This is a genomic window from Nocardia sp. NPDC051570 (assembly GCF_044454005.1).
Lineage (GTDB): Bacteria > Actinomycetota > Actinomycetes > Mycobacteriales > Mycobacteriaceae > Nocardia.
The window spans coordinates 179,099-203,735 of the sequence record NZ_JBITDI010000002.1 but is presented as its reverse complement, the minus strand read 5'-3'; the positions used below and the strand labels follow the sequence as shown (position 1 = coordinate 203,735).

Genomic DNA, 24,637 nt, shown 5'->3' with positions numbered 1-24,637 from the left:
TCAGACCTCGAGGCCCGGCCGCAGACGGCGGTCGGGGTCGACGGTCCGGCGGATCGTGCGCAGCCGGTCCAGATTCGATCCGTAGTAGCGGCGGGGATCGTCGCCCGGCTCGAGGTAGTTGACGTACGCGCCCGCCGACGCCGCGGCGACGGCGCGATGAGCCCCGGCGATCCAGGCGCGGGCGGTCGCGGGGGAGTCGGGTTGGTCGACGATCCACTGCAGGGTCGCGGCGTGGGCGCGCCAGGGGAATGCGGTGGCGTCGGGGGCGGTGTCGCGGATCGCGCCGTCGAGCGGATCGATCAGGACGTAACCGGTTGCGTCGCCGCGGGATCGGATGGCGTCGACGATCGACTCGGCGGTGGCGGGGGACAGTGCGGTGAGCACATCGGAGCCCGCGACCTTGGTCGACCGCGCCGTCGACGGGCCGCCGCCCAGATCGCGGGCGGCGTCCAGGGCGGAGAATGTGCGGCGATCCACCGAGGCGGGTGGAACCGTTGCGGCGGCGGCCAATTCGGTGGCGGCGGCCTCGCCGCGGCCCGCGGGACAGGTGATCAGAGCCGTGCAGCCCAATTCGCCCGCGCGGGTGGCGATCTGGATGTTCGACCACACCGCGCGATCGGCGGCGGGCAGCCAGCGCGCCCAGCCGTCGAGGACCCGCGCGGCGGCATCGCCCGGGAAGTCCATGCGCACAATGTCTTTCGATTCCGCCGGGCAGGTACGCACGGTCAGCGAGGTGACGATGCCGGTGACCCCGCCCGCGCCGCGCACCGCCCAGAACAGACCGGGGAGCCGCTCGGCGGAGGCGTCGGCCGTACTTCCGTTGGGCAGCACCAGTTTCGCCGACACCAGCCGATCGCAGCTCACCCCGTACCGCCGCGATTCCACCCCGAGCCCGCCGCCGAGCGTGAGCCCCGCTACGCCCACGGTCGGGCAGGTGCCCAGCGGCAGGGTGCGGCCCACCCGATCCAACGCCTCGCAGACGGCCATGATCGTCGCCCCCGCGCCGAGGGTGACCAGATCGCCGTCGATCGAGATCTCGGCCAGCCGGCGCACATCCACGATCAGCGCACCGCTGGTCGCCGAGGCCCCGACATAGGAATGCCCGCCCGCCCGCACCGCCAGCGGAAGTCCGTGATCGCGCGCGAAGACGACGGCGGTCCGCACATCGTCGGCATCGGCCGCGCCCACCACGGCCACCGGCGTCGACCCGTCGAACTGCGGATCGAAAAGCGCCTTGGCCGAGCCGAATTCAGCGTCTGGGGGCCGTACGACCGTCCCGCGCACCTGCCGCCGCAACGATTCCCACGCCCCGGGGTCGATCACATCCGCGCGCGCCGTCCCCACCGCCAGTGCCGCCAGCGAGCCCGCCGCAGCGATCAACATCCGCCGGGACAGCCCGGTGCGGCCGTGCTCGTGCTCGCCCACGAATCCTCGATCCCTCGCCCATTCCTCGTGCAGTACCCACTGTGCCCGGCCTCAGCCGCTCGCGGGCTCGGCCGCATGGCCGTCCTGCGAGTCCTCCGGCTCGGCGTCCGGCGAGTACTCCCGTTGCGGAGCGATCGCTGTCAGCGCGATCAGCGTTGCCGGGCCGAGCGCGGCTATCAGCGGCACGAGCGCATTCGTCGAGATCGGAAGTGCCACCACACGCTCCTTGCCGTCGAGGCATTGCATCGCGGATCCGGATACGACGGTAGCCGGTGCGTTGCTTGCACTCTCGACGGACACGCGGGGGCGGATCAGCCCGATTCGGCCCGGTAGGGGTGGGACACGGTGGGCTGGGTGGACAGATCGAGCAGGACCATGGCGTCGTGGTCCGGTGTGCCCGGTTCGGCCAGATAGACGACCAGGCGTTGGCCGTTGCCGTCGGCCAGCGGCAGATGTTCGAAGTCCAGGCTCATGCGGCCGACGGTCGGATGGTTGTAGGTCTTGGTGCCGGTGCTGCGCGGGCAGACGTCGTAGCGATTCCACAGCCGCGCGAATTCCGGACTCTTGACACAGAGTTCGCCGACGAGTGCCGCGAGTTCCGGATCGTCGGGATCGGTGCCCGCCGCCGCCCGCAGATGTCCGACGCTGCGGGTCACCAGGCCTTCCCAGTCCGTCCAGAGGCTGCGCGCGGCCGGATGCAGGAAGTGATAGCGAATCAGATTGCGCCGCAGCGGCGGAAAGTCCGTAATGCCCGGAAAGATAGCCAGCCCAGCGGGATTCGCGGCGAGGACGTCGTTGATATGGCTCACGATGAACGCCGGATTCGGCCGCATCGCCTCGAGCAGCAGTCGCGCGGTCGGCCGCACGGTGCGGTCGGCCGCGCGACGAGCGGGCAGCGTCCCGGCGATCCGGCCGGCCAGGGCGGTCAGATGTGCCGCCTCGGCCTCGGTCATCAGCAGCGCCTCGGCCAGCCGACTCAGCACGGCCGCACTGGGATTGGTCTCCCTACCCCGCTCGAGCCGCACGTAGTAATCCACGCTCACCCCGGCCAGGGTGGCCAACTCCTCGCGACGCAGACCCGGAGTGCGGCGCACCCCGGCCGTCGGCAGGCCCACCTCGGCCGGCCGCACCCGTTCGCGTCGCGCTCTCAGATATCTGCCCAGTTCTCCGCAATCGGTCATCGCAACCCATTGTAGAAAACGTCCGAGCGGCCAAAGGGGTTGTCGCACACCCCGGAAGCGCGCGGCCTTCCTGTTTCGCGCCGCCGCGCACACACTCGACCCATGTCGATGACCTTGTATTCCGGGCCGGTCACCACCGCGCACCGGCCGTCGGCGGTGCTGATCCCCGCACTGTTCGGCAGTTTTCTGATCATCCTGGACGCCTCGGTGGTCAATGTGGCCCTGCCCCTACTGGGTAGCCGGCTCGGGGCGGATATGTCCGGGCTGCAATGGGTGCTCGACGGCTACACGCTGATGTTCGCCGCGCTGCTGCTGTCGGCGGGCGCTGGCGGTCGCGGTCTTCGGCGCGCTGTTGGCGGGCCCGGACGGAATGCGGCACGGCATGAGCGTGAGCCTCGCGATCGGTGCGGTGCTGATACTGGCGACCGCGCTGCTGTCGCTGGGACTGCTGCGCGGTGACACGACGGCCCGGCCGGGCATCGGGCGATCGGATCGGTAGCAATGGTTACGATCGGCGGCGTGTTGCGAGAATTAGCCGGATCCGCGGTCGTGGCGGCCATCGTTGTTTGGGGACCGATGCTGGCCGGGCCCGCCCATGCCCTCGAATCCGCCACCGGCACAGCCGGTTTGGATCCGGCGCTCGCCGCCGCCTATACCCTTGCCGAGCAGGACGCGCATGCGGCGGGCGTGCCGCTGTCGATCACTTCGGGCTATCGCACCGAGGCCGAACAGGAGTGGTTGTGGGAGGACGGCATCCGCACCCACGGCAGTCCCGAGGCGGCGCGGCGGTGGGTGCTGCCACCCGGCGAGTCGACCCATGTGCAGGGCCGGGCCGTGGATGTGGGGCCCGAACAGGGTGCGCGATGGCTCGAGGAGCACGGTAACCGCTGGGGCCTGTGCCGGACGTTCGACAACGAGTACTGGCATTTCGAGCTGGCGACGATTCCGGGTGGAACCTGTCCGCCGCGCCTGCCCGACGCCAGTCAGCGATAGCTACGGCCTACCTCCCAGCAAACTTATGCGGACACGCGGATTGTCCGGTCGATAATCCGTGCGTTCGGCCCTCGCGTCCGGCATTCTGTTGTGCTGCGGTAGCTCGGCAAACGGCCGGGCGCTCGAGATGACGGAGGGTTCGAGTGGGACAGCGGTCCGCGGGAGTGATCGAATGGTCCGTGCCGTTCGGCACGGCCGATGCAGAGGTGGCGCGCAAACCTGTAGCGACCGGCCTCCGTTCGTACTGCCCGCCTGGCTGGCTGCTGCTCGAGCTGCCGATCGCACTGCTGCTGGCCGTATTCGTCGGGACCGGCTGGCTCGGCTACGCCCAGCACGCCGCGCCGACCTTCGAACGCCCCGCACAGGTCGTGGTGCTGCCCGCGCCGCGCTGAGCGTACTCACCGCAATTCCAGTGTGACAGAATCATTTCCGACAGCAGTACATCGTCGAGGGGGAGCCTGATGCGTATCAGCGGATTTCTGGATGTGGTCGGCAGCCGCCGCATGGCGGTGACGGTGCTCGCGACGATCACCGGCCTGTACTACCTGATCGTCGGAATCACCAATTGCACCGATACCGATACGAATCGGCGCGGGGTCACGGCGGTGCTGTCGATGCGGCAGACGATTCATCACCCGTCGATCGACTGGCATGCCATCACCAACGGCACCGTCGTGTGGATCGCCTACATCATCGTGGTGATCTGGGAGCTGCTCACCGCGCTGGTTCTGCTGTCGGCCGCGGTCGCGTGGATCCGGACGCTGTTCGGCCGCCCGGCCGAGGCCCTTGCCACGAGACTGGCCACGCTCGGCTGGATCATGGCGATCCTGTTGTTCCTCGGCGGATTCCTCACCATCGGCGGCGAGTGGTTTCGCATGTGGGCGAACAAGGAGGTCAATGCGTCCTCGGCGGCGTTGCAGAACTTCCTTATCGCGTCGGTGGGGTTGATTCTGATGTATCTGCCGGATCGGGCGTCGCACACGGAGCCGAGTTGAGCGTTTCGCGGGCGAGCGCGATGACGATCCGAATTATCCTGGCGCACCTGATTTCACTCGAGCCACGCGTTGAGGCTGCGCCTCCATGCCGTCTCAGCCAACCTCCGGCGAATCCGCTTGCTCCGCATCGCAATCCGGCACGCTGTGCGACCATGGGAACCTAGCAGTTCGACCTCGGGCACGACCACGGCACGATGGTGGGGGCCGGATGACCGCGAATATCAGCAGCCCCGATATGCGGGCGGTCTTGCGGACAGCCTGCCTGCGGGCAGGCATTCCCGCCGTCCGCGAACCCCTGCGCCTGGGCTCGAGTGCGGTATTCCGGTTGCCTGGCGGTATGGTCGCGCGCATCCATCGGCCCGAGCGGATGGCCGCCGCCCGGCGCGTGGTCGTCGGCGCGCGCTGGCTGCGCGCCTCGGGAATTGATGCGGTACAACCGGTTTCGGGTATCGAGCAACCCGTCCGCAGCCACGATCGCGGCGTCACCTTCTGGCATGAACTGCCGCCCTTCCGCCCCGGCGCGCCCGCACAGGTGGCCGCGGCCCTCGCGCGCCTGCACGAGCTGCCCCGGCCCACCGAACCCGAACTCGGGCTGGTGGAGCCGTTCGGCCCGCTGGAGCTGCGCATCCGGCATGCGCACTTCCTGAGCGAGACCGATCGGAACTGGCTGGTCGACCATGTGGCCTGGCTGCGCGATCGGTGGACCGCGCTGCCCGCCGGACGTCCCTGGACGGTCATCCACGGCAATGCCACCCCGAATTCGGTGATCGTCACCCGCGACGGCCGCGTGGTCGTGCGCAATCTCGACCATCTGACGGTCGGTCCGCCGGAATGGGATCTGGTCCCCACCGCCCTGGAACTGATGTCGCTGGGCTGGACCACCGCATCCCAGTACACCGAATTCACCCGCGCCTACGGATGCGATGTGCTGCGCTGGCCGGGCTACTACTTGCTGCGTGATATCCGGGAACTGAATCTGACCACCCACGCCACCCACGCCGCGCGCACCCATTCGGCCTATCGCGGCCAGGCCCTGCATCGGGTGGCCTGCCTGCGCGGCGACGAGGGCCCGCGCCCGTGGCCGGGCTGGCGGCGGCTGCCGTCCTCGTCGCTGGTGGCATCGATGGTGATCCATCGGGTGTGATCCCCGTCATGGGCGATATCGCGAATAGCCCATACACTCCGGCTAATAAGAAGCAACAACATGCGGCTGTCGTAGATCTCATGGCAGCTTCGGTCAGTGCATGTCTCGAGCCGGGGAGTGCCTGTGAATAGAGTTAATCCGCTATCGATCGGCAAACGATCGTTGGGCGTTGTCGGCACCGCCCTGGTGATCGGGCTCGCCGGATCACAACCCGCCTCGGCGGAATTCGTCGATCCGGCCTCCCTCGGGCTGCGCATCCTGCATCAGGATTCGGCCTCGACGCTGGACGGTTTCCGATTGATGGTGACCGAGGCGAATACGACCTCGCGCAGTGTGCCGCCGCTGGACGGAAATCCGATGACCCGCGAGGCCTTCCTGTCGAGCGTGGCGATCGGTCAGATCGACGGCCCGGTCGGCGCGACCGTCTCGGGCGCGACGCTGGACGTCGGTTTCGAGGTCGGGGTGCCGTGGTCGCTGCAGAACATCGCCGTGGACGTGTACACGCCCAGCCTGGCGGTCAACGGCGGTGTGAACGCCGGAGTGTCGGTCCCACTGACCATCGGACAGGGCGGGCCCTCGATCGGCATCAGCCCGCAAGTGGGTGCGCAGGCGGGCGCCACGGCGACGGTTCTGCCCTCCCAGGAGCTGGTGATCTCGGTGAATCCGGGCGGCATCGACGAGAAGAGCTTCGCCACCCTGACTCTCACCAGTCCGCTGGTCTACCTCGACCTGTCGAATGTGCATATGAGCGTGAAAGGCGCACTGGGACAGGTGAATCTGCGGATGTATGTGAAACTGACGGTCGCCACGGCGGCCGGGCAGACCACGCGCACGATCTACAGCGACCCCGTCGTCCTGTAGCCGCGGCTCAGCTCGGATGGCCCGGGGTGAGGTGGGCGACCGCGCCGTAGCGCAGCACCGCCGGATGGCCGCCGCGCATCTGGCCGGTGGTTGGCTCGAGCAGTACGCCGACGTGATCGCCGAAGTCGTAGCGTTCCAGGATCTTTCCGGTGAACCAGCCGGGCGCCGCGGACAGAATCGGCAGCCCGTCGGGGCCGGGATGCCATTCGCAGTGGGTGAACTTGTCCAGGCCGTCGCCGCTTTCGGAGCCGAACAGGCGGGCCAGCGGGAGTTGACCGGCATCGAGCAGATGCACCGCCAGCGCGGCGGCGTCGGCGGCGACGCGGAAGGTGTTGTTGGCCTTGGATAATCCGACGAGATAGCGGCGCGGATCGATACTCACCTGGGTGGCGAATCCGACCAGGCAGCCCGCGCGGCGGCCGGCGGATTCGGTGGTGACCACGACCACGGGATGATCGGCGGCCGCGACGAACTCGTCGAAGTATTCCTGGATCGGTTCGGTAGCGCCGGACATGGCTTCTCCTCGATCGTGCTGTCCAGTGTCATCGGGATCGGGAAACGAACCGTTTCAATCAAAAGTCGAGAGCGGGGATGCGCGCGTAGACGCCCGGATACCCGGGCTGGGCGGCTCCCTTCGCCCAGGAGGTGATGCCCGCGATTTTCCCGTCCACCAGAAGTGGTCCGCCGCTGTCGTATTCGCCGGTATCGGCCACGGGGGAGCCCGCGCACAGTGCCTCGGCGGGGTCGTAATCGGAGCCGTAGGCGGTCGCGCACGCCTCGTCGGAGCGCAATGGGATGGTGGCCGCGTGCAGGCGGGTATTGGACAGGTCGTCGTCGGAGGTGGCGCCCCAGCCCACGACCGTGCCCGAATCACCGTGTGGCGCACCGATACCCACGGTGGGCAGCGCGACCGGCTGGGACAGCGTGAGAACCGCGACGTCGTGATGCCAGGCGAGATCCCCGTCGAACAGGGACGGGTGGAAATCGGGATGCACCCGAATCGACTTGACACCCACCGTGATTCCGCCGCCCGATGCCATCTCGGTGCGTCCGAAGGTGACTTGCAGCGCGGCCGGAACCGCTGCCGCGAGCACCGCGCAGTGTCCGGCGGTCAACACCCGATCCGGCGCGATGAGCGCACCGCCGCAGAACTGGCCGCCCGCCCGCAGCGGGAACGCCGGCGAACCGATCGCCGCGAGCCAGGGATACGCCGAGGCGTCGACCTCGTGCCCGCCCACGACGGCCTGCGCCGGACCCGCGACGGCGAGCCCGAGGAATGCCGCCGCCACCAGCGCGGCCCCACGACCGAACATCCGCACGAGTTCACCCTCCCAGGCTTCGACCGATCATTGCCGGCTCATTCAATCAGACCGCACGTGACCATGCCGAGCTCGAAATCCGTCGGTACCCGCGCCTACCGTAGGAAGGGTGAGCACCTGGACCGAATTCGCGGCGGCGGCCCCGCGTATCGCGGAGATCTTCCGGCGCCGGCACACCGCCACCCGCAACCTGTGCCTGCTGGCGACGACCCGCGCCGACGGCTATCCGCGGATCAGCCCGCTCGAACCGCGCGTATTCGAGGGCGAACTGTGGCTGGGCGGCATGCCCGAAACCCGCAAGTTCGCCGACCTGCGCCGCGATCCGCGCTTCTGCCTGCACACCGCCACCACCGACCCGGAGGTGACCGAGGGCGACGCCAAACTCTTCGGCACCGTCCACGACGTCCGCGACGAGGCCCTGCATCAACGCTATGCCCAATCCCTGTACGAGGACACGGGTTTCGACCTGCGCGGCCACGCGTTCAACCCCTTCTACGCCGCCGATATCACCTCCGCGTCGGCGATCGAGGTGAGCGATGATCGTATGGATGTGATCATCTGGAAGCCCGGCCACGGCGAGTACGTGGTCCGGAAACACTGACTCCGAAGGGCCGCGAACGTGTCTACCGACGCTGATATCTTGACCTTGATCATCGTCCTGGATGTCAAGCCCGAGAACTGCGAGGCGCCGCTCGAACTCATCGAACGCAACACCCGGGAGTTCATCTCCCAGCAGCCCGGATTCGTCTCGGCGAATCTGCATCGCGACGCCGAATCGACGCGGCTGGTCAACTATGCCCAATGGGAAAGCGGCGCACTGTATGCGCAGGCGCGGGCGCAGGCGGAGTTCATCGCCTTCTCGGCCCAGGTCGCCGCTCTGACCGAACATATCGAGCCGATTCCGTGCCGCCCGGTCTTCGCCCTGCGGCGCTGATCACCGGTTACAGTCCGCCCCCGGCCGCGAGCACGTCGAAGGCGGCGTCCGCGGTGCGCCACAGCAGGTCGATCTCCGCGGCGGGCGCGGGCGCCAGCGCGGGATTCCGCAGGGCGAGGCCGTTGGAGAAGATCACGACATTGGCACCGGCGTCGGCCAGCCGCAGCAGTGGGCCGCTCGCGACACCGGCACCGAGGACCGCGTCGAGCCCGTCGCCGAGGAAGTAGAACCGCCACAGCGGTCCGAGATCGCCGCCGTAGACGGATCTGGTGCCGTCGATGATCAGGTCCGCTCGCGCCGCGATGGCGTCGATCATCGTGAAGTAGTCGCGGGCATTCGCCGGTGTCGTACCCACGGCCGCAACGGAATACGACAGGTCGACACCGAGGTGGGCGTCGTAGCCGGTCATCGCCACCCGTGCCGGGGACAGCTCACATCGGCGGGTCAGCTCGAAGTAGCGCGCCCACTGTGCGTCCAGGGATGCTCCGGTGAACTCGGCGTGCAGGTTGCGCAGAAACCGGGACAGCAGCTCCAGGCTGATCCGATGCGCCCACTCGGGATCGTCGAAGGCGCCCGGATTCCGCTGCAGCTGCAGGACCGCCGCACCCGGGCTACCTACCGCAGCGCCGGGATCACCGGATGGTTGCGGGGCGGTGTGCCCCCGGATCGGTGAAGGCGTTGACGATGCGGCCGGTTCCACCCCGGACCGACCTCGACGCGACCGGCCGGAGGATCGGGGCCGCGATCGCCCAGAGCGGTTGCGGCAGAACACGTTCCACCCGCAGACCACCGCGCGACAGAGCCCGGGTCAGGACGACGGTATCGGGTATTCCGTCACGGCATGGTTACGCGGTGGCCCTGCGGCGAACGGTTCGCTCGAGGATGCCGAGGGTGGCCTTGAGCGCGGATTCGGGGACCACCGGGAAGGTGAGGCGGCTGCGCCATTGGTCGTCGATTGCCGACCAGTCGTAGTAGGAGGTGACGTGGGTGCCGCCCTCGGCCGGTTCGAGTCGGTAGCCGTAGATATGGCCGACATGCGGGCGGAAGCGGCCCTCGACGGTCCAGGCGATCTCCCGTGCGGGGGTGAGCGTGGTGATGACGACCTCGATGTCGTATTTGCCCAACGGGAAATCGCCGAGGGCCTCACGATCCATATGGACCAGGAATCGATCGCCCGTCCGCGTGACCGGATCGCCGTCGGCATCGAGGAGCATTCCCGACGCATCGATATCCACGTGGCCCTTCGGATCGGCCAGGATCGCGAAGACGGCCTCGGCGGAGGCGGGGATGAGCCGGGAAACCTCGATCCGTTGGATGTCGTTGTCCGCGTGCGGGTTCTGTGCCGTGGCGATCAGGACCGCGCGCCCGAGGATGTGGCTGCTCATGGTGAATCCGAGCAGGGCCGGGGTGGCATCGGTGGGGACGCCGAGGGATTCGACATCGAGGGCGTGCACCACGATGAAGTAGCGATGCCGACCGTGTCCGGCGGGCGGGGCGGCGCCGAGGTAGCGGGCCGCGCGGGCGTCATTGGGCAACTGGAACGCGCCCTCGGGCAGACCCGAACCGGTGTCGTCGCCCGCGCCCTCGGGCAGCTCGGTGACGTCGGCCGGAATGTCGGCGACCGCCCAGTGCCAGAACCCGGATCCGGTGGGTGCGTCGGGATCGTAGACGGTGACGGCATAACTCTTGGTGCCCTCCGGCGCCCCGCTCCAGGACAGCTGCGGGGAAACGTCCTTCCCGCCAGGGACACTGGCGGAGAGTTGCTCGGGCGACCAGGCGGCGCCGTGGGCGACGGTAGTGCTGGTCACGGTGAAGGAGGCCGCCTCGGGAAGGCGGGCGAAGGGGTCGTTGGCGCTCATCGCGTCGTTCCTTTCAGGCCGTCGCTGGTCATCGGCCACGATCGACCCTAGCACGGATAATCGATTATCGATCGAATCATCTATGATGGCCGCATGGACGGGAAGCAGATGCTCTCCGAGCAGATCTACACATATCTGCGAGAGGCGATCATGCGCGGGGACTACGCCCCCGGTGACGCCCTCAAACCGCAGGACCTCGCCAAACGGCACGGTGTGAGCCTGGCCGTCGTGCGCGAGGCGCTCGTGCGGGTGGTCGGCGAGGGTCTCGCCGATCGGCTGCCCAACCGCGGCTTCGCCGTCCCCGCCTTCTCCGATCGCCGCTGGCAGGACATCGCGGAGGCCCGCCGGACCATCGAACCGGTGTTGCTGCGCATATCCATCGAGCGCGGCGACCTCGACTGGGAGGCACGCGTGCGCGCCGCGCATCATCGTCTGGCCCGCACCCCGGCCTGGGTGCCGGAGCAGGGCGAATACTACAGCGACGCATGGTCGCAGGCCCATCGGATCTTCCACCGCACCCTGCTGGAGGGCTGCGGCAACCCGGTCCTGCTGGAGACCTTCGACCGATTGTGGACCGCGAGCGAACTGGCCCGCCGCTGGTCGGCCCGCCGCAATCCCGACCGCGACGGAGTCGAGGAGCACCGCCGATTGGAGGAGGCGGCACTGGCCCGCGACGCCGACACCGCCGCCGAGACATTGGCCCGACACCTCACCCTGACCGCGGCCGGACTGGAAGTCTGACGAATCGCCCGGTGCCGGAACGACTCCGAGCGCTAGCGGGAGAGGTTCGGATCGACGGCCGCCACGGCGGCCTGCAGGGCGGCGGCCAGATCGGTCAGCGCCTTGTTGATCGCCGCGGCGATATCGGCCAGTTCGCGGTCGCGCTGGGGTGTCCTGGTGCTGGCGCCGGGGCGGACACGTTGGGTCAGCGCGTCACTCGCGTCCATCGCCACGCTGATACTCGAGGTGACACTGCGCGACATGGTGTCGAGATCGTGGGCCATGGCCGGATTGTGTTCGGGGACATCGTGCAGGCGATGGAGGGTGTCGTCGGGGACCACATCGGCGTCGCGGCGGGTGGAGGCCGTGACCGCCGGAGCCGGAATCCGTTCCGGGTGCTTCGCCTCCGGTTCGAGGGGTCCGGCCTGATAGACCGGCGGTGCGAGCTCCTCGCCGGGTTGCTCCGGCGCGGGTGGCGCGATCGGCTCCGAATACTCCCGGGAGGCGGACAGGCCGGTGGCGTCCGTCGGCGCGGTCGCGGTGTGCTCCTCGGGCGAGGGGCGATGGTCGGTGGCGACCACCGCCGTGACCACCGCGGTGGCCGAGAGGAAGGCCACCCGCTTCGCGGTGAACGGATGTCGTCGGGCGGAGTGCTTACCCATCAAGTGGTTCCTCGCGCATTCCCCAGTGCAGTCTGTGATGTCGGTGGTGCGGTTCTCCCGCGTGCATATGCGATCGAAGGATAGGGCCAACGAGTCGGACGGGCGACCGATATAAGGTGGCGCTTAACGTCAGTGGATATCGGTGTCACATCCGCGGTTTGACCAGATGAACGGCGTTGTCGATATGGCCGTGGGGAAACAGGCCGGGCACCGCGCTGATTCGATAGCCGGCCTTCTGATAGAGGCGGATGTTCCGCTCACTGCGGGCACCGGTGAACAGCACGAACCGTTCGACCTGTGGCGGGGCGAGGCCCTCGATGAGACCGAGCAGGGCCGAACCGATTCCGCGACCGGCCAGGTCCGGGGCGACCATGAGACGGCCCACCTGCCAGTCGGCGCCCTCTGCTCTGCCTCGCACCGCGGCGACCAGGCGCTGCTCTCGGCGGACGACCAGAGTCGTCCAGGTCATCGCCCAGTCCGATACCTCGTCAGGGGTCTCGCGCAGCGCGGGAATGTTCAAGGTGTCGTTGATCAATGCCTCCTCGACCCAGCAGCATCGCTGGAGGACAACGAGTTCCGCGAGATCCTCGGTGCGGAACGGGGCCACCGTGGAATCGGGGAGAAAGGTCGAGAGGGTATCGGAAGGCGGATTGATCACGGACCGAACCTATCCGGCGATCCGCTCCGACCGGAAGTGAATATCGACTACCCGTGGGCCCGGCCGCCGGAATCCGGCCATTTCTCGATTGGCCGGGATGGCGATATCGTTCAATGCGAACCGTTCCGGCTGGTTGCCAGCGTTCGACCCTCGTTCTGCGGCACCGGATTCGGGGGGATATCGGTACCGGCCAGGACGCCGGGGAGCTTGTTGCGTCGTTCGGTTTCGAGGTCGGCGATGATGCGGCCGACCGTGCGGCGGCTGGTGTCCAGTCGGGTGGCGATCTCGGTCGGGGGTGTATTCGCGGCGTGGAGTTCGCGGACGCGTTCGCGCATGGCCGGGTCGCGTCGGCGTTGTCGGGCCGGGGTGGGGTCGTTCTGCTCGGGGCCCGGCGCCTTGGTGTCGGGCGTTTCAGTGTTGGGTGATTTGGTGTTGGGCACTTCGATGTCGGTCGCTTCGGTGTCGGGCACGTCAGTCTCGAGCACCTCGGTGTCGGGGACTTCAGTCTCGAACGTCTCGGTGTCGGGCGCTTCGCTTTCGGCCGAGGCCGGTGACCCTGCCCTGGACTCGGGCTGGATCAGTTCTGCCGCAACGTCGGTCGATACCGGCGTCGGTGTGTCGAAAGCCCTGCTGCCGCTGTGTGTTTCGGTGGGCTGCCATGGATTCGGCATCTCCATATCCAGCAGCGCCGAGGTGCTGGACAGCATGCCGATCGTATCGAGCAGCACGGCCCGCTGACCGGACGCGGTCACCAGGCCGCCCTCTTCGACCGCGGCCCGCATGACCTTCTGCAGCCGATGCCGGGCAAGCCGGATACGCCATTCGCGGGCGCCGGAATCGCGCAGCGCGCGCACACGATCGTGGGCCAGGGCGACCTCGACCAGGCGACGCTGGGTGGCGACCTCGCTGGCCGTCCGATCGGTCGGATCGGCGAGCCCGAGCCGAATCAGCACGCGCTCGGGCGTGATTCGCCAGTTGATCGTCCGGAGATGACCCGCGCGGCGACGTTCCAACGCCATGCTGCGTTCCCAGCCCCACGCCGCCACGAGCGGCGCGGACAACCGGATCAGCAGGGTGCCGAGATTGCCCGCGTCGGTGGCCGCCAGCACCGCGGACAGACATGTCAGCACCCACATGGCGACACCGTCGACACCGGCCGACCCGCTGTGCTGCTGTGCGGCGCGCGCCCGCAACGCCGAGGTGACCACCATGATCTCGAGGAATGCGAAGAACATGATCCGCAGCGACAACGTCAGCCGCAACGACTCCTCGAAGAACACCCACATGCCCTGCGCGCTCACCCCCGTCGCGATCGCCGCGGCCATCACCGTGCCGATCTGCTCGGCGGTGATCCCCTGGCGTCGAACAATTCTCGACACCCGCCGAAGACATACGGCCACGCCGCCCAGGAGAATCAGCACGGTCACCGCGGCGAGCAGAGCGGATACGGGGTGCGCGTCGACACCCGCGACGAATCGATCGATCTGCCTCATCCGATGGTTGTGTCCTTCCAGACGTGAGGGCGCCATCGCCACCGACGATTCTCGACTGTTCGCTCTGCTGCGCAACCCTATTCGCGGAATCCGGTGGTCATCGGGGTGGGGAGACGGGACAAATGCGGCTGAGCAGACCGGACAGCACGCCGAGCAGCGTGGACTTACCCGCCCCGTTCTGCCCGACGGGTGCGAAGTTCTCCTCGGCGGCAACGCTTCTGGTCATGCCCGGTTGTCCTTGTCCTGTGCGAGAACGGCTCCCATCAGGGCCGCCACGTCCTCGTATTCCATCCCCGCCTCGTGCGCGGTGTTCACATTGACTCCGCTGCCGGCCACCACGCCCCGCACCGTCGGCAGCTGATCACCCGGTGCCAGCCACCCATCCGCAAGGCCTCCCGGACCTGGTCGACCCGCTGCCGATAGGCGGGTAGGCCACCGGCCAGGTCCACCCGGAACTCGACCACCCCACCTTCCGGAATGTACTAGTGGACCAAGACGACCGGACGACCCGGCCACGCCCGTCTGCGCCAACGACGCAGACGGGCGTGGCGGAGAACGTGGGTTGCTCGGTTCCCGGCGCGAATGACGCATGGCCCCAGTCGATTTGGGCGTACGCTGAGCGTCGCGGACCCGTTCTGTCCGTATTTCGATCATGATGGCGGCGGATCTCGGTAGGCTGAGCGCTATCAGCCCGCCGCACCCCGCGACGCGGCCCGTCAGAAGGGGGCAGTACCGATGGCCAAGCTCAAGGGGCAGGTCAAATGGTTCAACGAGTCCAAGGGTTTCGGATTCATCACCCCAGCGGACGGAAGTAAGGACATCTTCGTGCACTTCTCGGCCATCCAGGGTGGCGGCTTCAAGACCCTGGCCGAGGGGCAGAACGTCGAATTCGAGGTCGAGGACGGCGCCAAGGGGCCATCCGCGGTGAACGTCTCCCCGATCTGAACCGACCGCACCGCCGAACGGCACCGTAGATTGCCAACTACGGTGGGGCATAGTGCTTTCTGTTGTTGGGCCCCGGTGGGATGGTGGGTTGAGGCGCCGCACCGCGGGGGGAGTCGGTGCCAATTGATCGGCGGTCCGGGAAACTCGGTTGCCGTTCTGTCGTCGCGTGGTCTATCGATGACGCATGGAATGGAACCCGATGGTGCCCGAACTGCTGGTCAGCGACCATCGGGCCAGTCGTGCCTTCTATACCGATGTGCTGGGCTTTGCCGTCGTGTTCGAGCGCGCCGAGGATCGGTTCAGCTATCTCGCTCTCGGCGGCGCCCAGTTGATGATCGTGCAGGACCACTCCGAGGCGTGGCTGACCGCAGACCTGCGCGCTCCTCGGGGACGTGGCTGCAATCTGCAGATCGAGGTCGATGACGTCACGTCCCTGCGCGACCGCATCCTTGCCGCTGCGCACACCTTGTTCCGAGACCTGGCCGACGAGGTATATGACGTGGGCGGTGGCGAAGAATCCCACCGTGAGCTCTTGGTTCAGGATCCCGACGGCTACCTGCTGCGGCTGGTCCAACCGCTGAGTCTGTGAAGCAAGCGGCGCAAGAACATCCTCCTGCTGATCCGAAAATGGCGGGTGCCGAGTTGTGATCGTGGGGCACGGTCACGCGATCAGACGCAGCCAGGCCGCCGCGAGTGCGGCGTGACCCGCTGGTGTCGGGTGCACGCCGTCCTCGGCCCAATACTCCGGTCCGGTCGTCGCGGCGAGCTCGGCGAACATATCGTCGGCGGCGAGCAGGTGTGCGCCGTATTCGTGGGCGAGTTCGCGCACGACCTGGATCTTCGGGTCCAGGTCGGCGCGCCACTTCTTGCGGTCCTCCTCGTCGAGGACCGCATGGCCGTTGCCGACCTCGATGAGGCCGCTGATCGGCAGGAGGAACGGTTCGATGAGGATCAACTCGGTGCCGGCCTCGGCGAGAGGTGCGAGCAGGCGGTCGTATCCTGCGGCGTAATCCTGCGGGGAGATCACGTAACCGTCCGGCGCCAACGAGTGCCATCCGACGTCGTTTATGCCGACGAGGATCGATACCACGTCCGGGCGCGCGTCGAGAATATCTGCTTGCCAACGGGTTTCGAGGTCCATCACCTTATCGCCCGCGCCTCCGGAGTTCAGCCAGGTCACGGGCCGCTCGGGGTGCCGCAGCCCCCATTCGCCCGCGATGAGCAGCGGATAGCCGGATCCGAGGCCGTGTTCGCTGTCCAGCCGGTGGGAGTCGGTGATCGAATCGCCGGTGAACATCACGGTGCTTCCCGGCCGAAGGGTGATCGTCATCTGTACTCCTGAAAGATGGTGGAGGAGAGGAAGTGTCGGCGTCGAGCCTTGATCGGACTGGCCAATCCCGGGCACGGGAAGCCGGGCACTGCTACGGCAAGGGCCACTTTCGGCGCGTCGGCGAGCGAGCCCTGCCGCACCAATGAGGGCGAATCAGATTGCCGGACTACCGAACCACCGGCCGGCGGCCTGCTCGAACGCCGCCCGGTCGGGGTCGCGACCATCTGCCCAGACGACTACGCCGTCGGGCCGGATCAGCACAGCACCCACTCCGAGGTCGTTCCTCGCCCGCCCGGCGGCATACCGTATCCCGCCCTCCCAGCCCATCGCCGCCTCGTGCAGGGATCGGTCGGCGCTGAAATCGAGTGTGACGCCACGTCCGTCGTGCATGAGGTCGCCGAGCCGAGTGCCATCCTCGAGCCGGAAGTCCGGGGCGTTACGGCCGACCAGCGGGTGCTTGCCGCCGAGGTCGTAGTGGATCCACGCGCCCGAGATCCGTTGGAACACATAGGTTGTGCCGTCACGGGTCCCGAGCAGATTTCGGATAAACCCCTGGGCAGCCTGAGCATGCGGGTCCGGCCGCATGACCTCGACTTGGGCGCGCGACCAGTCGAGCACCCGGGCGCCGATCGGATGGCGCTCGCCGGAGTAGGTGTCGAGCAGCCCGTCGGGCGCGTTCCCGCGCACGGTCGCGGCGAGCTTCCAGCCCAGATTCACCGCATCGCCGAGGCCGGTATTGAGTCCCTGCCCGCCCAGCGGGGAATGGATATGCGCGGCATCGCCCGCGAGCAGGACGCGTCCGCGCCGGTAGGTCGTCGCCTGCATCGACCGATCCGTGAAGCTCGAGGCGAGGTGGACCTCGCTCAACGTCACGTCGGTGCCGGACACCCGGCGCAACACCGCCTGAAGATGCTCGCGGGTCGGCTGCTGCGAGCGATCGAACGCGCCGCCGTCGAAATCCATCATGCCGATATGCCCTTGCGCGGACATTCGGATGTACAAACCCGTCGGCGTCAGATTGAAGAACCCAGGACTCAGCTTCTCCTGGTCGGCGATGCTCGCGAGCATGGTGTAGCCGGTGAATTGTGGCTCGGTGCCGACGAATTCGAAGCCCGCGAGCCCGCGCACCGCACTGCGTCCGCCATCGCAGCCGACGACCCAGCGCCCTACGTATTCACCGTCGCCCGCATGCACGACCACACTCTCGTCGTCCTGAGTGATGGCCGAGACCGAGGCGCCGTACCGGACCTGCACGCCGAGCTTGGCTGCCCGCTCGGACAGCACCGTCTCGATCGCCACGAGACTCGTCATCACGAATTCCGGTGCCGGACTGGGCAACCGGAACGGCAGGGCGGCGAGGTCGACATCGGCCGGATCGAGCATGATACCGGCGAAGTGGCCCGCGATGGGAGGGGGCGACGGCTCATCCGAGTCGACGTTCGCCCCGGAATCGTCACCGACGCCTGCCGCCACCAGCAGCGGATGCAGCATCCCACGGCGATGGAACGCCTTGACCGACGTCCCGAACAGCCCCCGCATCCCGAGCGGTTCCGCCCGCCACGGAGATCCGGGCTCCGCCTCCCGCTCGAGTACCAGCACGGAGCACCCCGCAAGACCGAGCTCACAGGCGAGGAAAAGACCAACCGGCCCGGCCCCCACGATCACCACATCGAATTCTTTCATGACCCAATGCTTTTCGACACCGCTTGCATCACGCTGGCACGACGCTTGCGGCGCGCCTGCGCGGTCACCCGCCCGCGGCCTCGTTCCGCATTCCTAGTCGCCGATGTCCCGGCTGCGGATGCGCTGGCCGAGGAACAGAGCCGCGCGATCGAGGGCCTCGTCGGCTTCGTCGAGGACTCCGGCGAAAGCCTGGAATACGTGGGGTACGTCGGCGGTGATGTCCAGGATGACGTCCGCCCCGGCCGCCGTCGCGCGCGTCGCCAGGCGGGTGGAGTCGTCCAGGAGCATTTCGTTCGTGCCTACCTGCAGCAGTAGCGGAGGAAAGCCGGTGAGGTCGGCGTGGACGGCCGGGCTGAGCAGGGGCTGACGGGGGTCGTGGGCCGCGCGGTACATGGCTCCGGTGTATTCGAGGCCTTCGCGGGTGAACAGCGGGTCGCTCTCCGCCTTGCTGTCCATGCTCGCGCCCGTCCTGGTCATGTCGAGCCCGGGGGAGAAGGCCACGATCGCGGCGGGCATGGGCAGGCCCGCGTCGCGGGCGGCAAGGCAGGTGGTGACGGTCAGGCCGCCGCCGGCGGAGTCCCCGGCGAAGGCGATCGCCGACGGCTGTTCGCCGCTGTCGAGCAGTGCCCGGTAAGCGCTGAGCGCATCGTCGATCGCTGCCGGGAACGGATGCTCGGGGGCCAGTCGGTAGTCCAGCGAGAAGGCCCGGAATCCGGTCCTGGACACCAGGTTTCCCGTCAGCGACATCGCCGTATCGGGGGAACCGTAGACGAAGCCGCCGCCGTGGAAGTACAGAATCGTCCCGGCTCGCGCGGTGCCCGGCGGTTCGACGAGCACCGCGGGCCGGTCGCCGAGTGTCACGGTGTGGGTGCGTATCCCGGCGGGCACGACCATCCCGGCCATCAGCTTGTCGAATCCGGCTCGCAGTTCCGCCACCGATCGAGGCCCGGCAGGTGCGGGCTGCCGCAGTAGCGCGTCGATCCTGGCACGTTGTTCTCTGCTCATCATCGCCTTCCCAGGAAGAGTATTCCTGTACAGTATATGCCATGGCATCTAAATTGAGTCGCGATGCTGTCGACCTACCGGACTTCTTCGCCGATCTCGTCCGATGTGAGACACGGCTCTACAACGCGCTGAACGACCGCCTTCGCGAGCGGCACGGGATCGTCACCTCGCAGTACGAGTTCCTGCGCTTCCTGGCCGATCATCCCGGGTCCCGGGTGGCAGACCTCGCGACCGAGTTCGCCACGGGCATCGGGGCGACCAGCAAAGGGGTGGACCGCCTGGAAAGTCAGGGATGGGTTGCGCGGCAACCGAATCCATCCGATCGCCGATCGTCGCTGCTGGCCTTGACCGAGGACGGCATCCGGCTCGTCGAGGCAGCGGGGGAAACCTTCACCGAGCGGCTGGCCGAGCTGCTCGACGCCAGCCTGTCCGGCTCGTCGTTATCGGCTGCCGCACAGTTGCTTTCGCAGCTGCGGGCCGCGCTTGAACGGGAAAGGATCGGCCTGCCCGCAGGCTGAAGGGCATTCGGCCGAGCGGGTCGTTCACTCGAGGCGTGTTTATGCTGGTCGTCGTGGCTCCGAGCGCATGGCAGTGGGATCCGTCGCTGTACCGCGGTAGCGCCGCGTACTACGCGCGAGGTCGAATGCCGTATCCCGGCGCGCTCGCCGACGCCCTGACCGCCGAGCTTCACCTCGACGGCCGCGGCCGTCTACTCGATATCGGATGCGGGCCCGGTTCCTTGACCCTGCTGCTGGCCGAGAAGTTCGAGCGGGCCGTCGGGCTCGACGCGGACCCCGACATGATCGAGGAAGCCGCTCGGCTCGCCGGACAGGGTGGCAGGACGAATATCGACTGGTTGTGTATGCGTGCCGAGGAACTGCCCGCCGGGCTCGGCCGTTTCGAGCTGATCGCTTTCGCTCAGTCGTTCCACTGGATGGATCGGCCGAAAGTCGCTGCGGCAGTGCACGATATGCTCCATCCCGGCGGAGTGTGCCTGCACGTGCATGCCACGACGCATCGAGGGGATCCGGCCGCGGCCGCGCACCCGATACCGCCATATCCAGCGATCGAGGAACTGGTCCGCACGTACCTCGGGTCGGTTCGCCGCGCCGGTCGGGGCTCGTTGCCGGACGGCACGGCGGCCGGTGAGGACGAGATCTACCAGGCTGCGGGGTTCACGCGAGAACGTCGAATCGACATCTCCGGCGATATGGTCACTCGCACAAACGATGACGTCGTCGCCGCGGTCTTCTCCCTGTCCAGCTCGGCACCGCATCTGTTCGCGGACAACCGTATTCGGTTCGAGTCCGAACTGCGGCAACTACTACACGACGCCAGCCCCAGCGGAATGTTCTGCGAGCACACCCGTGCGATCGCCATCGACATCTGGAGGCCCGCATGACGATGCAAGCCGGGCGCAAGAGCGGCGCAATCACCGGTCGGCACGCTCGTCACCATGACGACTTCAGTGACGATCATCGGTGCCGGACTCGGCGGGCTCACCCTCGCCCGCGTCCTGCACGTCCACGGAATCGCGGCCACGGTCTACGAGGCGGAGAGCTCGCCGACGGCGCGTTCCCAGGGTGGGATGCTCGATATCCACGATTACAACGGGCAACTCGCCGTCGAGGCGGCCGGTCTGATGGCGGAGTTCCGAAGCCGGGTTCTGGAGGGGCGCCAGGCGCTACGGGTGCTCGATCGGGACGGGATCGTTCTGTTCGACAAGGCCGATGACGGCACGGGCGGACGCCCCGAGATTCTGCGCAGCGAGCTGCGGCAGATGTTGCTCGACTCGCTGCCCGCGGGCACCGTCGTGTGGGGCGGAAAGGTCACCGGCGCACGGGCTCTCGGTGCGGGCCGCTACGAGGTGACCTTCGCCGACGACGGCACCGTCGTCACCGGCCTGCTGGTCGGTGCGGACGGCGCGTGGTCACGAATCCGGCCGCTGCTGACCACCGACACCCCCGAATACATCGGCGAGTCGTTCGTCGAGACGTACCTGTTCGACGCCGATACCCGCCACCCCGCGGCCGCGAAAGCGGTGGGCAGCGGGTCGATGTTCACCTCCGCGCCCACACCGGGCCGGGAGATCCACGCGCACCGGGAGAAGGGCGCGACCCTGCACGCCTACGTGGTGATCGCCGAACCGATGGAGTGGTTCGCCGCCATCGATTTCACCGATCCGGCCGCGGCCACCGCGCGGATCGCGCGCGAATTCGACGGCTGGGCACCGGAACTCACCGCACTGATCACCGACGCCGACACCGCACCGGTCCACCGCCCGCACTTCACTCTGCCGGTGGAGCACCGATGGGATCGGGTGCCGGGCGTGACCCTGGTCGGCGACGCCGCGCACCTGTCGGTCCCCAACGGCGAGGGCGCCAACCTGGCCATGCTCGACGGCGCCGAACTCGGCAAGGCCCTCGGCGCGCACCCCGACGATATCGAGGCCGCCCTCACCGAATACGAGCAGGCCATGTTCGCCCGGAGCGCCGAGGCCGCCGGCCCCCACCCCGACATCTTCGCGGCGCTCTTCGGCGACAACGCACCCGAGAGCCTGCTCACCGCGTTCACCCGACACGAGCAGGCCTCCTGAGGCTCTCCCGACGGTGGCAAGAAGCCCGAGTGGAATGCCGAGTCGCTCACCATGATTCGGCCGAAACCGGACGGGTTGAATGCCTTGCGCGGAGATCGGTTCGCGAACAAGGCTGGCGCTATGACAGATTACGAAACCATCCGCAGGGTCGTCACCGGTCACGACAGCTCCGGTAAGGCCATCGTGGTCGCTGACGAACAGGTGCCGTCGGTGGCGCCGCCGGAATTCGGTGGGCGCTGGGCGGTCTGGGCCGCCGATGCCACCGTGAGCCTTCCCGACGACGGCACCGCACCGGCGGCGGGCACCTCACAGGTCCCGCCGCCCGGTGGAGTCAAGGTGCTCGAGTTGGCGTTCCCGCCGAAGTACAACCCGGATGCGTTGCTCGATACGACCGAGCTGCTGGATCCGGAATCCCTGGCCCGGGCTGGATTCATGGTCGACCCGAACCCGCGTGGCAGCTACGGCTCACTGCCGGGCGTCGCGGGCATGCACGCCACCGCGACCGTCGACCTCGTGTTGCAGTTGTCCGGCGAATCGGTATTCATCATGGAGGACACCGAGGTTCACCTGAAGCCGGGTGATTGGCTCGTGATCAACGGCGTGGTGCACAGTTGGCGTAACGACGGCGACGAACCGGCGAAACTCCTCGGTGTGACGGTCGGCGCCGAGCACCGCGGCATCCCGAAGCGTTAGCGCACGGCCGTCCGCCGCCGCTCGGCGCGGTGGACGAGCGCATCGAGGATGCGTTCCCAGGCCGGTGATGCCTCGGAGATCCGGGACACGATCAGCTCCAGGCTCGCCGACCGGCCGTCCCGTCCTCCTCGGATCTTCGTGCGATCTGCCGAGTCTAGGGGTGCGCCGCCCGGTCGACGACGTCGCGGACCGCCTGGACCACGGCGTCGGGGCGGTCGAAGCAGAGCCGGTGATGGAAGGTGTCGGACAGGATGCGCTGTTCCCCGTGTGAGACCGCGTTCACCAGGGTCGCATCCATTCTCGTTCTGCCATCGTGCATCTCGTGCATCGTCGGCGCCCGCTGGGTGGGGTCGATGCCCAGCACGGTGAGCGCGACCACCGGCACGTCGGGAATGTCCGGCCCGGCCCGCAGTTCGGTGGCGAGTTCGGCCAATCCCGCGCATTCGGCGATGCCGATGCGGAGCCACTCGTCGCTCACCTTGGCCTCGATCAGCGGCTGCCGCACGTGCTCCGGATAGTCCGCGAGCAATTCGGCGCTCATCTCGCGCAGCGCCGAACGGATGTGCGCGATCTGTTCCGGGCCGGGCGACATCCGCTCGGTCGCGGCCAAACTCGCTGCGGGAGGCATGAAGGCGTCCCAGTCGCGGTGCAGGGCGTCCAACCAGACCAGGCCCGAGACATCCCGCGGATACAGTTGCGCGAACCGGTGCGCGTAGAGGCCGCCGAGGGAGTGCGGCGCGAGAACGTATGGGGCGGCGATGTTCTGGGCGCGTAGCAGCTCACGCAGTTCCGTGGCGACCGCGGCGGCGGTGCGCGGCAACGGGACCGGATCGCTGTAACCCGTGCCCCCGCGGTCGTACACCACGGCGGTGGTGAATCGCGAAACGCCTTGCTGTACACCGAGATAATCCAGGCCGACCGCACTGGCGCCCGGCAGGAACACGACGGCCGGTCCGCCGCTACCCGACCGATGCACGAAGAGGCGGCGGCCGTCGATCTCCTGGAATCCGCCGATCGGCGGATCGAGCCGGGTCGGATGAGCGCTGATGTTCGTCATGCGACCAGGCTGCAACCCTGACGTAGGGTCAGGGTCAAACCTCGATTCCGAAAAGGCGGCGCGCAGTGCCGCCGGTGAACTTCTCCCGGTCCTCGTCGGTGTCGAATTCGGTCAGGAATTGCTGGATTTCGGGCCGGGTGGGTCGCTGGAAGGGGTAGTCGGTCGAGAAGAGCAGCCGGTCGATCGTCGTGGCGGTCAGGGTGTGGTGCAGCAATGCCGGGTTGAACATGCCGGAGCTGGTGATGAAGACGTTGGACCGGATGTAGTCCGATACCTTTCGTTCCAGGCCCGCGATGCGGGAGATGCTGTCGGCCCGGTCCAGCCAGAACAGCAGCAGTTCGCCCCAGTGACCGAGGATGATCTCGAGTTCGGGGTGCCGGTCGAAGGTGCCTCGGGTGATCAGGCGCAGCGCGGCGAGCGCGGCCTCGAGATGCCATCCCCAGCCGAAGGTCGACAGCGCGAGGTCGGTCATGGGGTCGAATCCGGCATAGGCCGCCCGGCGGATGGTGCGCGAGGGTATCTGGGGATGGATGAAGATCGGCCGGCGCAGGGCCGCGGCGGTCGCGAACAGGTCGTCATAGCACGGATCGTCGAGGGTGGTGTCGCCGGTTCGGCCGTAGACCATCGCGCCGACGAATCCGAGTCCGGCGGCACGTTCGAGCTCCCCGGCCACCGCGCTGGGCTCGGCCATCGGCAAGGTGGCCATGGCTCGCAGCCGGGATGGATTGCGGCGCACCGCTTCTGCGGCCAGGTCGTTCATTCGTCTGCTGAGTGAGACCGCGTCGGCGGCGGCGAGCGGACCGGTCGCGGGCGGTGCCACCGAGAGGATCTGTATATCGATGCCCTGCTCGTCCATCATCGCCAGGCGCGCGTCGCCGATATCCTCCAGGCGGGAAAGGTTGTCACCCATATCGTTCAACGCCAGGCTGTCATCCCGGCTCTCCTCGGGAAGACCCGCGAGCGCCGCCGTGAGCTCCGGTGTGGTCCAGTGTTCTTCGATCGCGATGACTGTCATGACCGATCCTTCGTGTCGGAATCCACTTTCGCTAAACATACGTTCGATGCGTGTCAGAGTTTTCGCCGC

30 protein-coding genes and 1 pseudogene are annotated in these 24,637 nt (G+C 67.9%); 15 read left to right on the top strand and 16 right to left on the bottom strand.

Annotated features, from left to right (window positions below; genetic code table 11):
- From ACIA76_RS04560 to ACIA76_RS04550, 3 genes are all read right to left on the bottom strand, one after another.
- Complete coding sequence (locus tag ACIA76_RS04560; protein WP_397148419.1) at positions 1-1,425, bottom strand: FAD-binding oxidoreductase; 1,425 nt, start codon at positions 1,423-1,425, stop codon at positions 1-3.
- A gap of 51 nt (positions 1,426-1,476) precedes the next feature.
- On the bottom strand, positions 1,477-1,641 hold the full coding sequence (locus tag ACIA76_RS04555) for a hypothetical protein (RefSeq protein WP_397148417.1): 165 nt from the start codon (positions 1,639-1,641) through the stop codon (positions 1,477-1,479).
- 95 nt (positions 1,642-1,736) lie between these two features.
- On the bottom strand, positions 1,737-2,606 hold the full coding sequence (locus tag ACIA76_RS04550; protein ID WP_397148415.1) for a helix-turn-helix transcriptional regulator: 870 nt from the start codon (positions 2,604-2,606) through the stop codon (positions 1,737-1,739).
- A gap of 102 nt (positions 2,607-2,708) precedes the next feature.
- Between ACIA76_RS04550 and ACIA76_RS04545 the strand changes: the two genes are divergently transcribed.
- The 6 genes from ACIA76_RS04545 to ACIA76_RS04520 all read left to right on the top strand — a co-directional run bounded on the left by ACIA76_RS04545 (position 2,709) and on the right by ACIA76_RS04520 (position 6,599).
- Complete coding sequence (locus ACIA76_RS04545; RefSeq protein WP_397148413.1) at positions 2,709-3,065, top strand: hypothetical protein; 357 nt, start codon at positions 2,709-2,711, stop codon at positions 3,063-3,065.
- A 42-nt stretch (positions 3,066-3,107) separates the two neighbouring features.
- Positions 3,108-3,599, top strand: a complete 492-nt coding sequence (locus ACIA76_RS04540; RefSeq protein ID WP_397148411.1) for a M15 family metallopeptidase — start codon at positions 3,108-3,110, stop codon at positions 3,597-3,599.
- Between the two features lie 143 nt (positions 3,600-3,742).
- Positions 3,743-3,991 (top strand): hypothetical protein, encoded by a 249-nt coding sequence (locus ACIA76_RS04535; protein ID WP_397148409.1) that lies wholly within the window; start codon positions 3,743-3,745, stop codon positions 3,989-3,991.
- Positions 3,992-4,060: 69 nt separating this feature from the next.
- Positions 4,061-4,594 (top strand): DUF2165 domain-containing protein, encoded by a 534-nt coding sequence (locus ACIA76_RS04530; RefSeq protein WP_397148407.1) that lies wholly within the window; start codon positions 4,061-4,063, stop codon positions 4,592-4,594.
- A 208-nt stretch (positions 4,595-4,802) separates the two neighbouring features.
- The gene (locus ACIA76_RS04525) at positions 4,803-5,738 is read left to right on the top strand and encodes a phosphotransferase family protein (protein WP_397148405.1); all 936 of its coding nucleotides are present in this window, start codon (positions 4,803-4,805) and stop codon (positions 5,736-5,738) included.
- Positions 5,739-5,861: 123 nt separating this feature from the next.
- Positions 5,862-6,599 carry an MspA family porin gene (locus ACIA76_RS04520; RefSeq protein WP_397148403.1) on the top strand — a complete coding sequence of 246 codons (738 nt, stop codon included), beginning with the start codon at positions 5,862-5,864 and terminating at the stop codon, positions 6,597-6,599.
- Positions 6,600-6,606: 7 nt separating this feature from the next.
- On the opposite strand, the gene ACIA76_RS04515 is transcribed toward ACIA76_RS04520, so the two are convergent.
- Together ACIA76_RS04515 and ACIA76_RS04510 are read right to left on the bottom strand one after the other, a co-directional pair.
- The gene (locus ACIA76_RS04515; protein WP_397148401.1) at positions 6,607-7,113 is read right to left on the bottom strand and encodes a flavin reductase family protein; all 507 of its coding nucleotides are present in this window, start codon (positions 7,111-7,113) and stop codon (positions 6,607-6,609) included.
- A 58-nt stretch (positions 7,114-7,171) separates the two neighbouring features.
- Complete coding sequence (locus tag ACIA76_RS04510) at positions 7,172-7,912, bottom strand: serine protease (protein WP_397149388.1); 741 nt, start codon at positions 7,910-7,912, stop codon at positions 7,172-7,174.
- Between the two features lie 115 nt (positions 7,913-8,027).
- On the opposite strand from ACIA76_RS04510, the gene ACIA76_RS04505 reads away from it, so the two are divergent.
- Together ACIA76_RS04505 and ACIA76_RS04500 are read left to right on the top strand one after the other, a co-directional pair.
- Entirely contained in the window at positions 8,028-8,519 is a 492-nt protein-coding gene (locus tag ACIA76_RS04505; RefSeq protein WP_397148399.1) for a pyridoxamine 5'-phosphate oxidase family protein, read from the top strand.
- A 39-nt stretch (positions 8,520-8,558) separates the two neighbouring features.
- The gene (locus tag ACIA76_RS04500) at positions 8,559-8,852 is read left to right on the top strand and encodes an antibiotic biosynthesis monooxygenase family protein (RefSeq protein WP_397148397.1); all 294 of its coding nucleotides are present in this window, start codon (positions 8,559-8,561) and stop codon (positions 8,850-8,852) included.
- 7 nt (positions 8,853-8,859) lie between these two features.
- On the opposite strand, the gene ACIA76_RS04495 is transcribed toward ACIA76_RS04500, so the two are convergent.
- A complete protein-coding gene (locus tag ACIA76_RS04495) occupies positions 8,860-9,552 on the bottom strand; it encodes a DUF5995 family protein (protein WP_397148395.1) in 693 nt (230 codons plus the stop codon).
- Between the two features lie 631 nt (positions 9,553-10,183).
- Positions 10,184-10,711 (bottom strand): annotated as a pseudogene (locus ACIA76_RS04490) (YbhB/YbcL family Raf kinase inhibitor-like protein); the annotation flags it as partial.
- 93 nt (positions 10,712-10,804) lie between these two features.
- Here ACIA76_RS04490 and ACIA76_RS04485 point away from each other — a divergent pair.
- On the top strand, positions 10,805-11,452 hold the full coding sequence (locus ACIA76_RS04485) for a GntR family transcriptional regulator (protein WP_397148393.1): 648 nt from the start codon (positions 10,805-10,807) through the stop codon (positions 11,450-11,452).
- A gap of 32 nt (positions 11,453-11,484) precedes the next feature.
- Here ACIA76_RS04485 and ACIA76_RS04480 read toward each other — a convergent pair whose 3' ends face one another.
- The 4 genes from ACIA76_RS04480 to ACIA76_RS04465 all read right to left on the bottom strand — a co-directional run bounded on the left by ACIA76_RS04480 (position 11,485) and on the right by ACIA76_RS04465 (position 14,470).
- Positions 11,485-12,093 (bottom strand): hypothetical protein, encoded by a 609-nt coding sequence (locus tag ACIA76_RS04480; RefSeq protein WP_397148391.1) that lies wholly within the window; start codon positions 12,091-12,093, stop codon positions 11,485-11,487.
- 145 nt (positions 12,094-12,238) lie between these two features.
- On the bottom strand, positions 12,239-12,751 hold the full coding sequence (locus ACIA76_RS04475) for a GNAT family N-acetyltransferase (protein WP_397148389.1): 513 nt from the start codon (positions 12,749-12,751) through the stop codon (positions 12,239-12,241).
- 110 nt (positions 12,752-12,861) lie between these two features.
- A complete protein-coding gene (locus tag ACIA76_RS04470) occupies positions 12,862-14,244 on the bottom strand; it encodes a hypothetical protein (RefSeq protein ID WP_397148387.1) in 1,383 nt (460 codons plus the stop codon).
- A gap of 97 nt (positions 14,245-14,341) precedes the next feature.
- A complete protein-coding gene (locus ACIA76_RS04465; protein WP_397148385.1) occupies positions 14,342-14,470 on the bottom strand; it encodes an ATP-binding cassette domain-containing protein in 129 nt (42 codons plus the stop codon).
- Positions 14,471-14,979: 509 nt separating this feature from the next.
- Between ACIA76_RS04465 and cspE the strand changes: the two genes are divergently transcribed.
- Entirely contained in the window at positions 14,980-15,189 is a 210-nt protein-coding gene (cspE, locus tag ACIA76_RS04460; protein ID WP_397148383.1) for a transcription antiterminator/RNA stability regulator CspE, read from the top strand.
- 199 nt (positions 15,190-15,388) lie between these two features.
- Positions 15,389-15,778 carry a VOC family protein gene (locus ACIA76_RS04455; RefSeq protein ID WP_397148380.1) on the top strand — a complete coding sequence of 130 codons (390 nt, stop codon included), beginning with the start codon at positions 15,389-15,391 and terminating at the stop codon, positions 15,776-15,778.
- A 72-nt stretch (positions 15,779-15,850) separates the two neighbouring features.
- On the opposite strand, the gene ACIA76_RS04450 is transcribed toward ACIA76_RS04455, so the two are convergent.
- The 3 genes from ACIA76_RS04450 to ACIA76_RS04440 form a co-directional block, all read right to left on the bottom strand.
- A complete protein-coding gene (locus ACIA76_RS04450) occupies positions 15,851-16,519 on the bottom strand; it encodes a GDSL-type esterase/lipase family protein (protein ID WP_397148378.1) in 669 nt (222 codons plus the stop codon).
- A gap of 153 nt (positions 16,520-16,672) precedes the next feature.
- Positions 16,673-18,202: an FAD-dependent monooxygenase gene (locus ACIA76_RS04445; protein ID WP_397148376.1), complete on the bottom strand. Its 1,530-nt coding sequence runs from the start codon at positions 18,200-18,202 to the stop codon at positions 16,673-16,675.
- A gap of 93 nt (positions 18,203-18,295) precedes the next feature.
- Positions 18,296-19,207 (bottom strand): alpha/beta hydrolase, encoded by a 912-nt coding sequence (locus tag ACIA76_RS04440; protein ID WP_397148374.1) that lies wholly within the window; start codon positions 19,205-19,207, stop codon positions 18,296-18,298.
- A gap of 41 nt (positions 19,208-19,248) precedes the next feature.
- Between ACIA76_RS04440 and ACIA76_RS04435 the strand changes: the two genes are divergently transcribed.
- From ACIA76_RS04435 to ACIA76_RS04420, 4 genes are all read left to right on the top strand, one after another.
- Positions 19,249-19,725, top strand: a complete 477-nt coding sequence (locus ACIA76_RS04435; RefSeq protein WP_397148372.1) for a MarR family winged helix-turn-helix transcriptional regulator — start codon at positions 19,249-19,251, stop codon at positions 19,723-19,725.
- A gap of 53 nt (positions 19,726-19,778) precedes the next feature.
- Positions 19,779-20,609 carry a class I SAM-dependent methyltransferase gene (locus ACIA76_RS04430; protein WP_397148370.1) on the top strand — a complete coding sequence of 277 codons (831 nt, stop codon included), beginning with the start codon at positions 19,779-19,781 and terminating at the stop codon, positions 20,607-20,609.
- A gap of 54 nt (positions 20,610-20,663) precedes the next feature.
- Positions 20,664-21,803, top strand: coding sequence for an FAD-dependent oxidoreductase (locus ACIA76_RS04425; RefSeq protein WP_397148368.1), 1,140 nt, complete (start codon positions 20,664-20,666; stop codon positions 21,801-21,803).
- Between the two features lie 120 nt (positions 21,804-21,923).
- Entirely contained in the window at positions 21,924-22,496 is a 573-nt protein-coding gene (locus ACIA76_RS04420) for a cupin domain-containing protein (protein WP_397148366.1), read from the top strand.
- A gap of 154 nt (positions 22,497-22,650) precedes the next feature.
- On the opposite strand, the gene ACIA76_RS04415 is transcribed toward ACIA76_RS04420, so the two are convergent.
- Both ACIA76_RS04415 and ACIA76_RS04410 read right to left on the bottom strand, forming a co-directional pair.
- The gene (locus ACIA76_RS04415) at positions 22,651-23,553 is read right to left on the bottom strand and encodes an alpha/beta fold hydrolase (RefSeq protein ID WP_397148364.1); all 903 of its coding nucleotides are present in this window, start codon (positions 23,551-23,553) and stop codon (positions 22,651-22,653) included.
- Positions 23,554-23,587: 34 nt separating this feature from the next.
- Positions 23,588-24,568 carry an amidohydrolase family protein gene (locus ACIA76_RS04410; protein WP_397148362.1) on the bottom strand — a complete coding sequence of 327 codons (981 nt, stop codon included), beginning with the start codon at positions 24,566-24,568 and terminating at the stop codon, positions 23,588-23,590.
- Between the last annotated feature and the right edge of the window lie 69 nt (positions 24,569-24,637).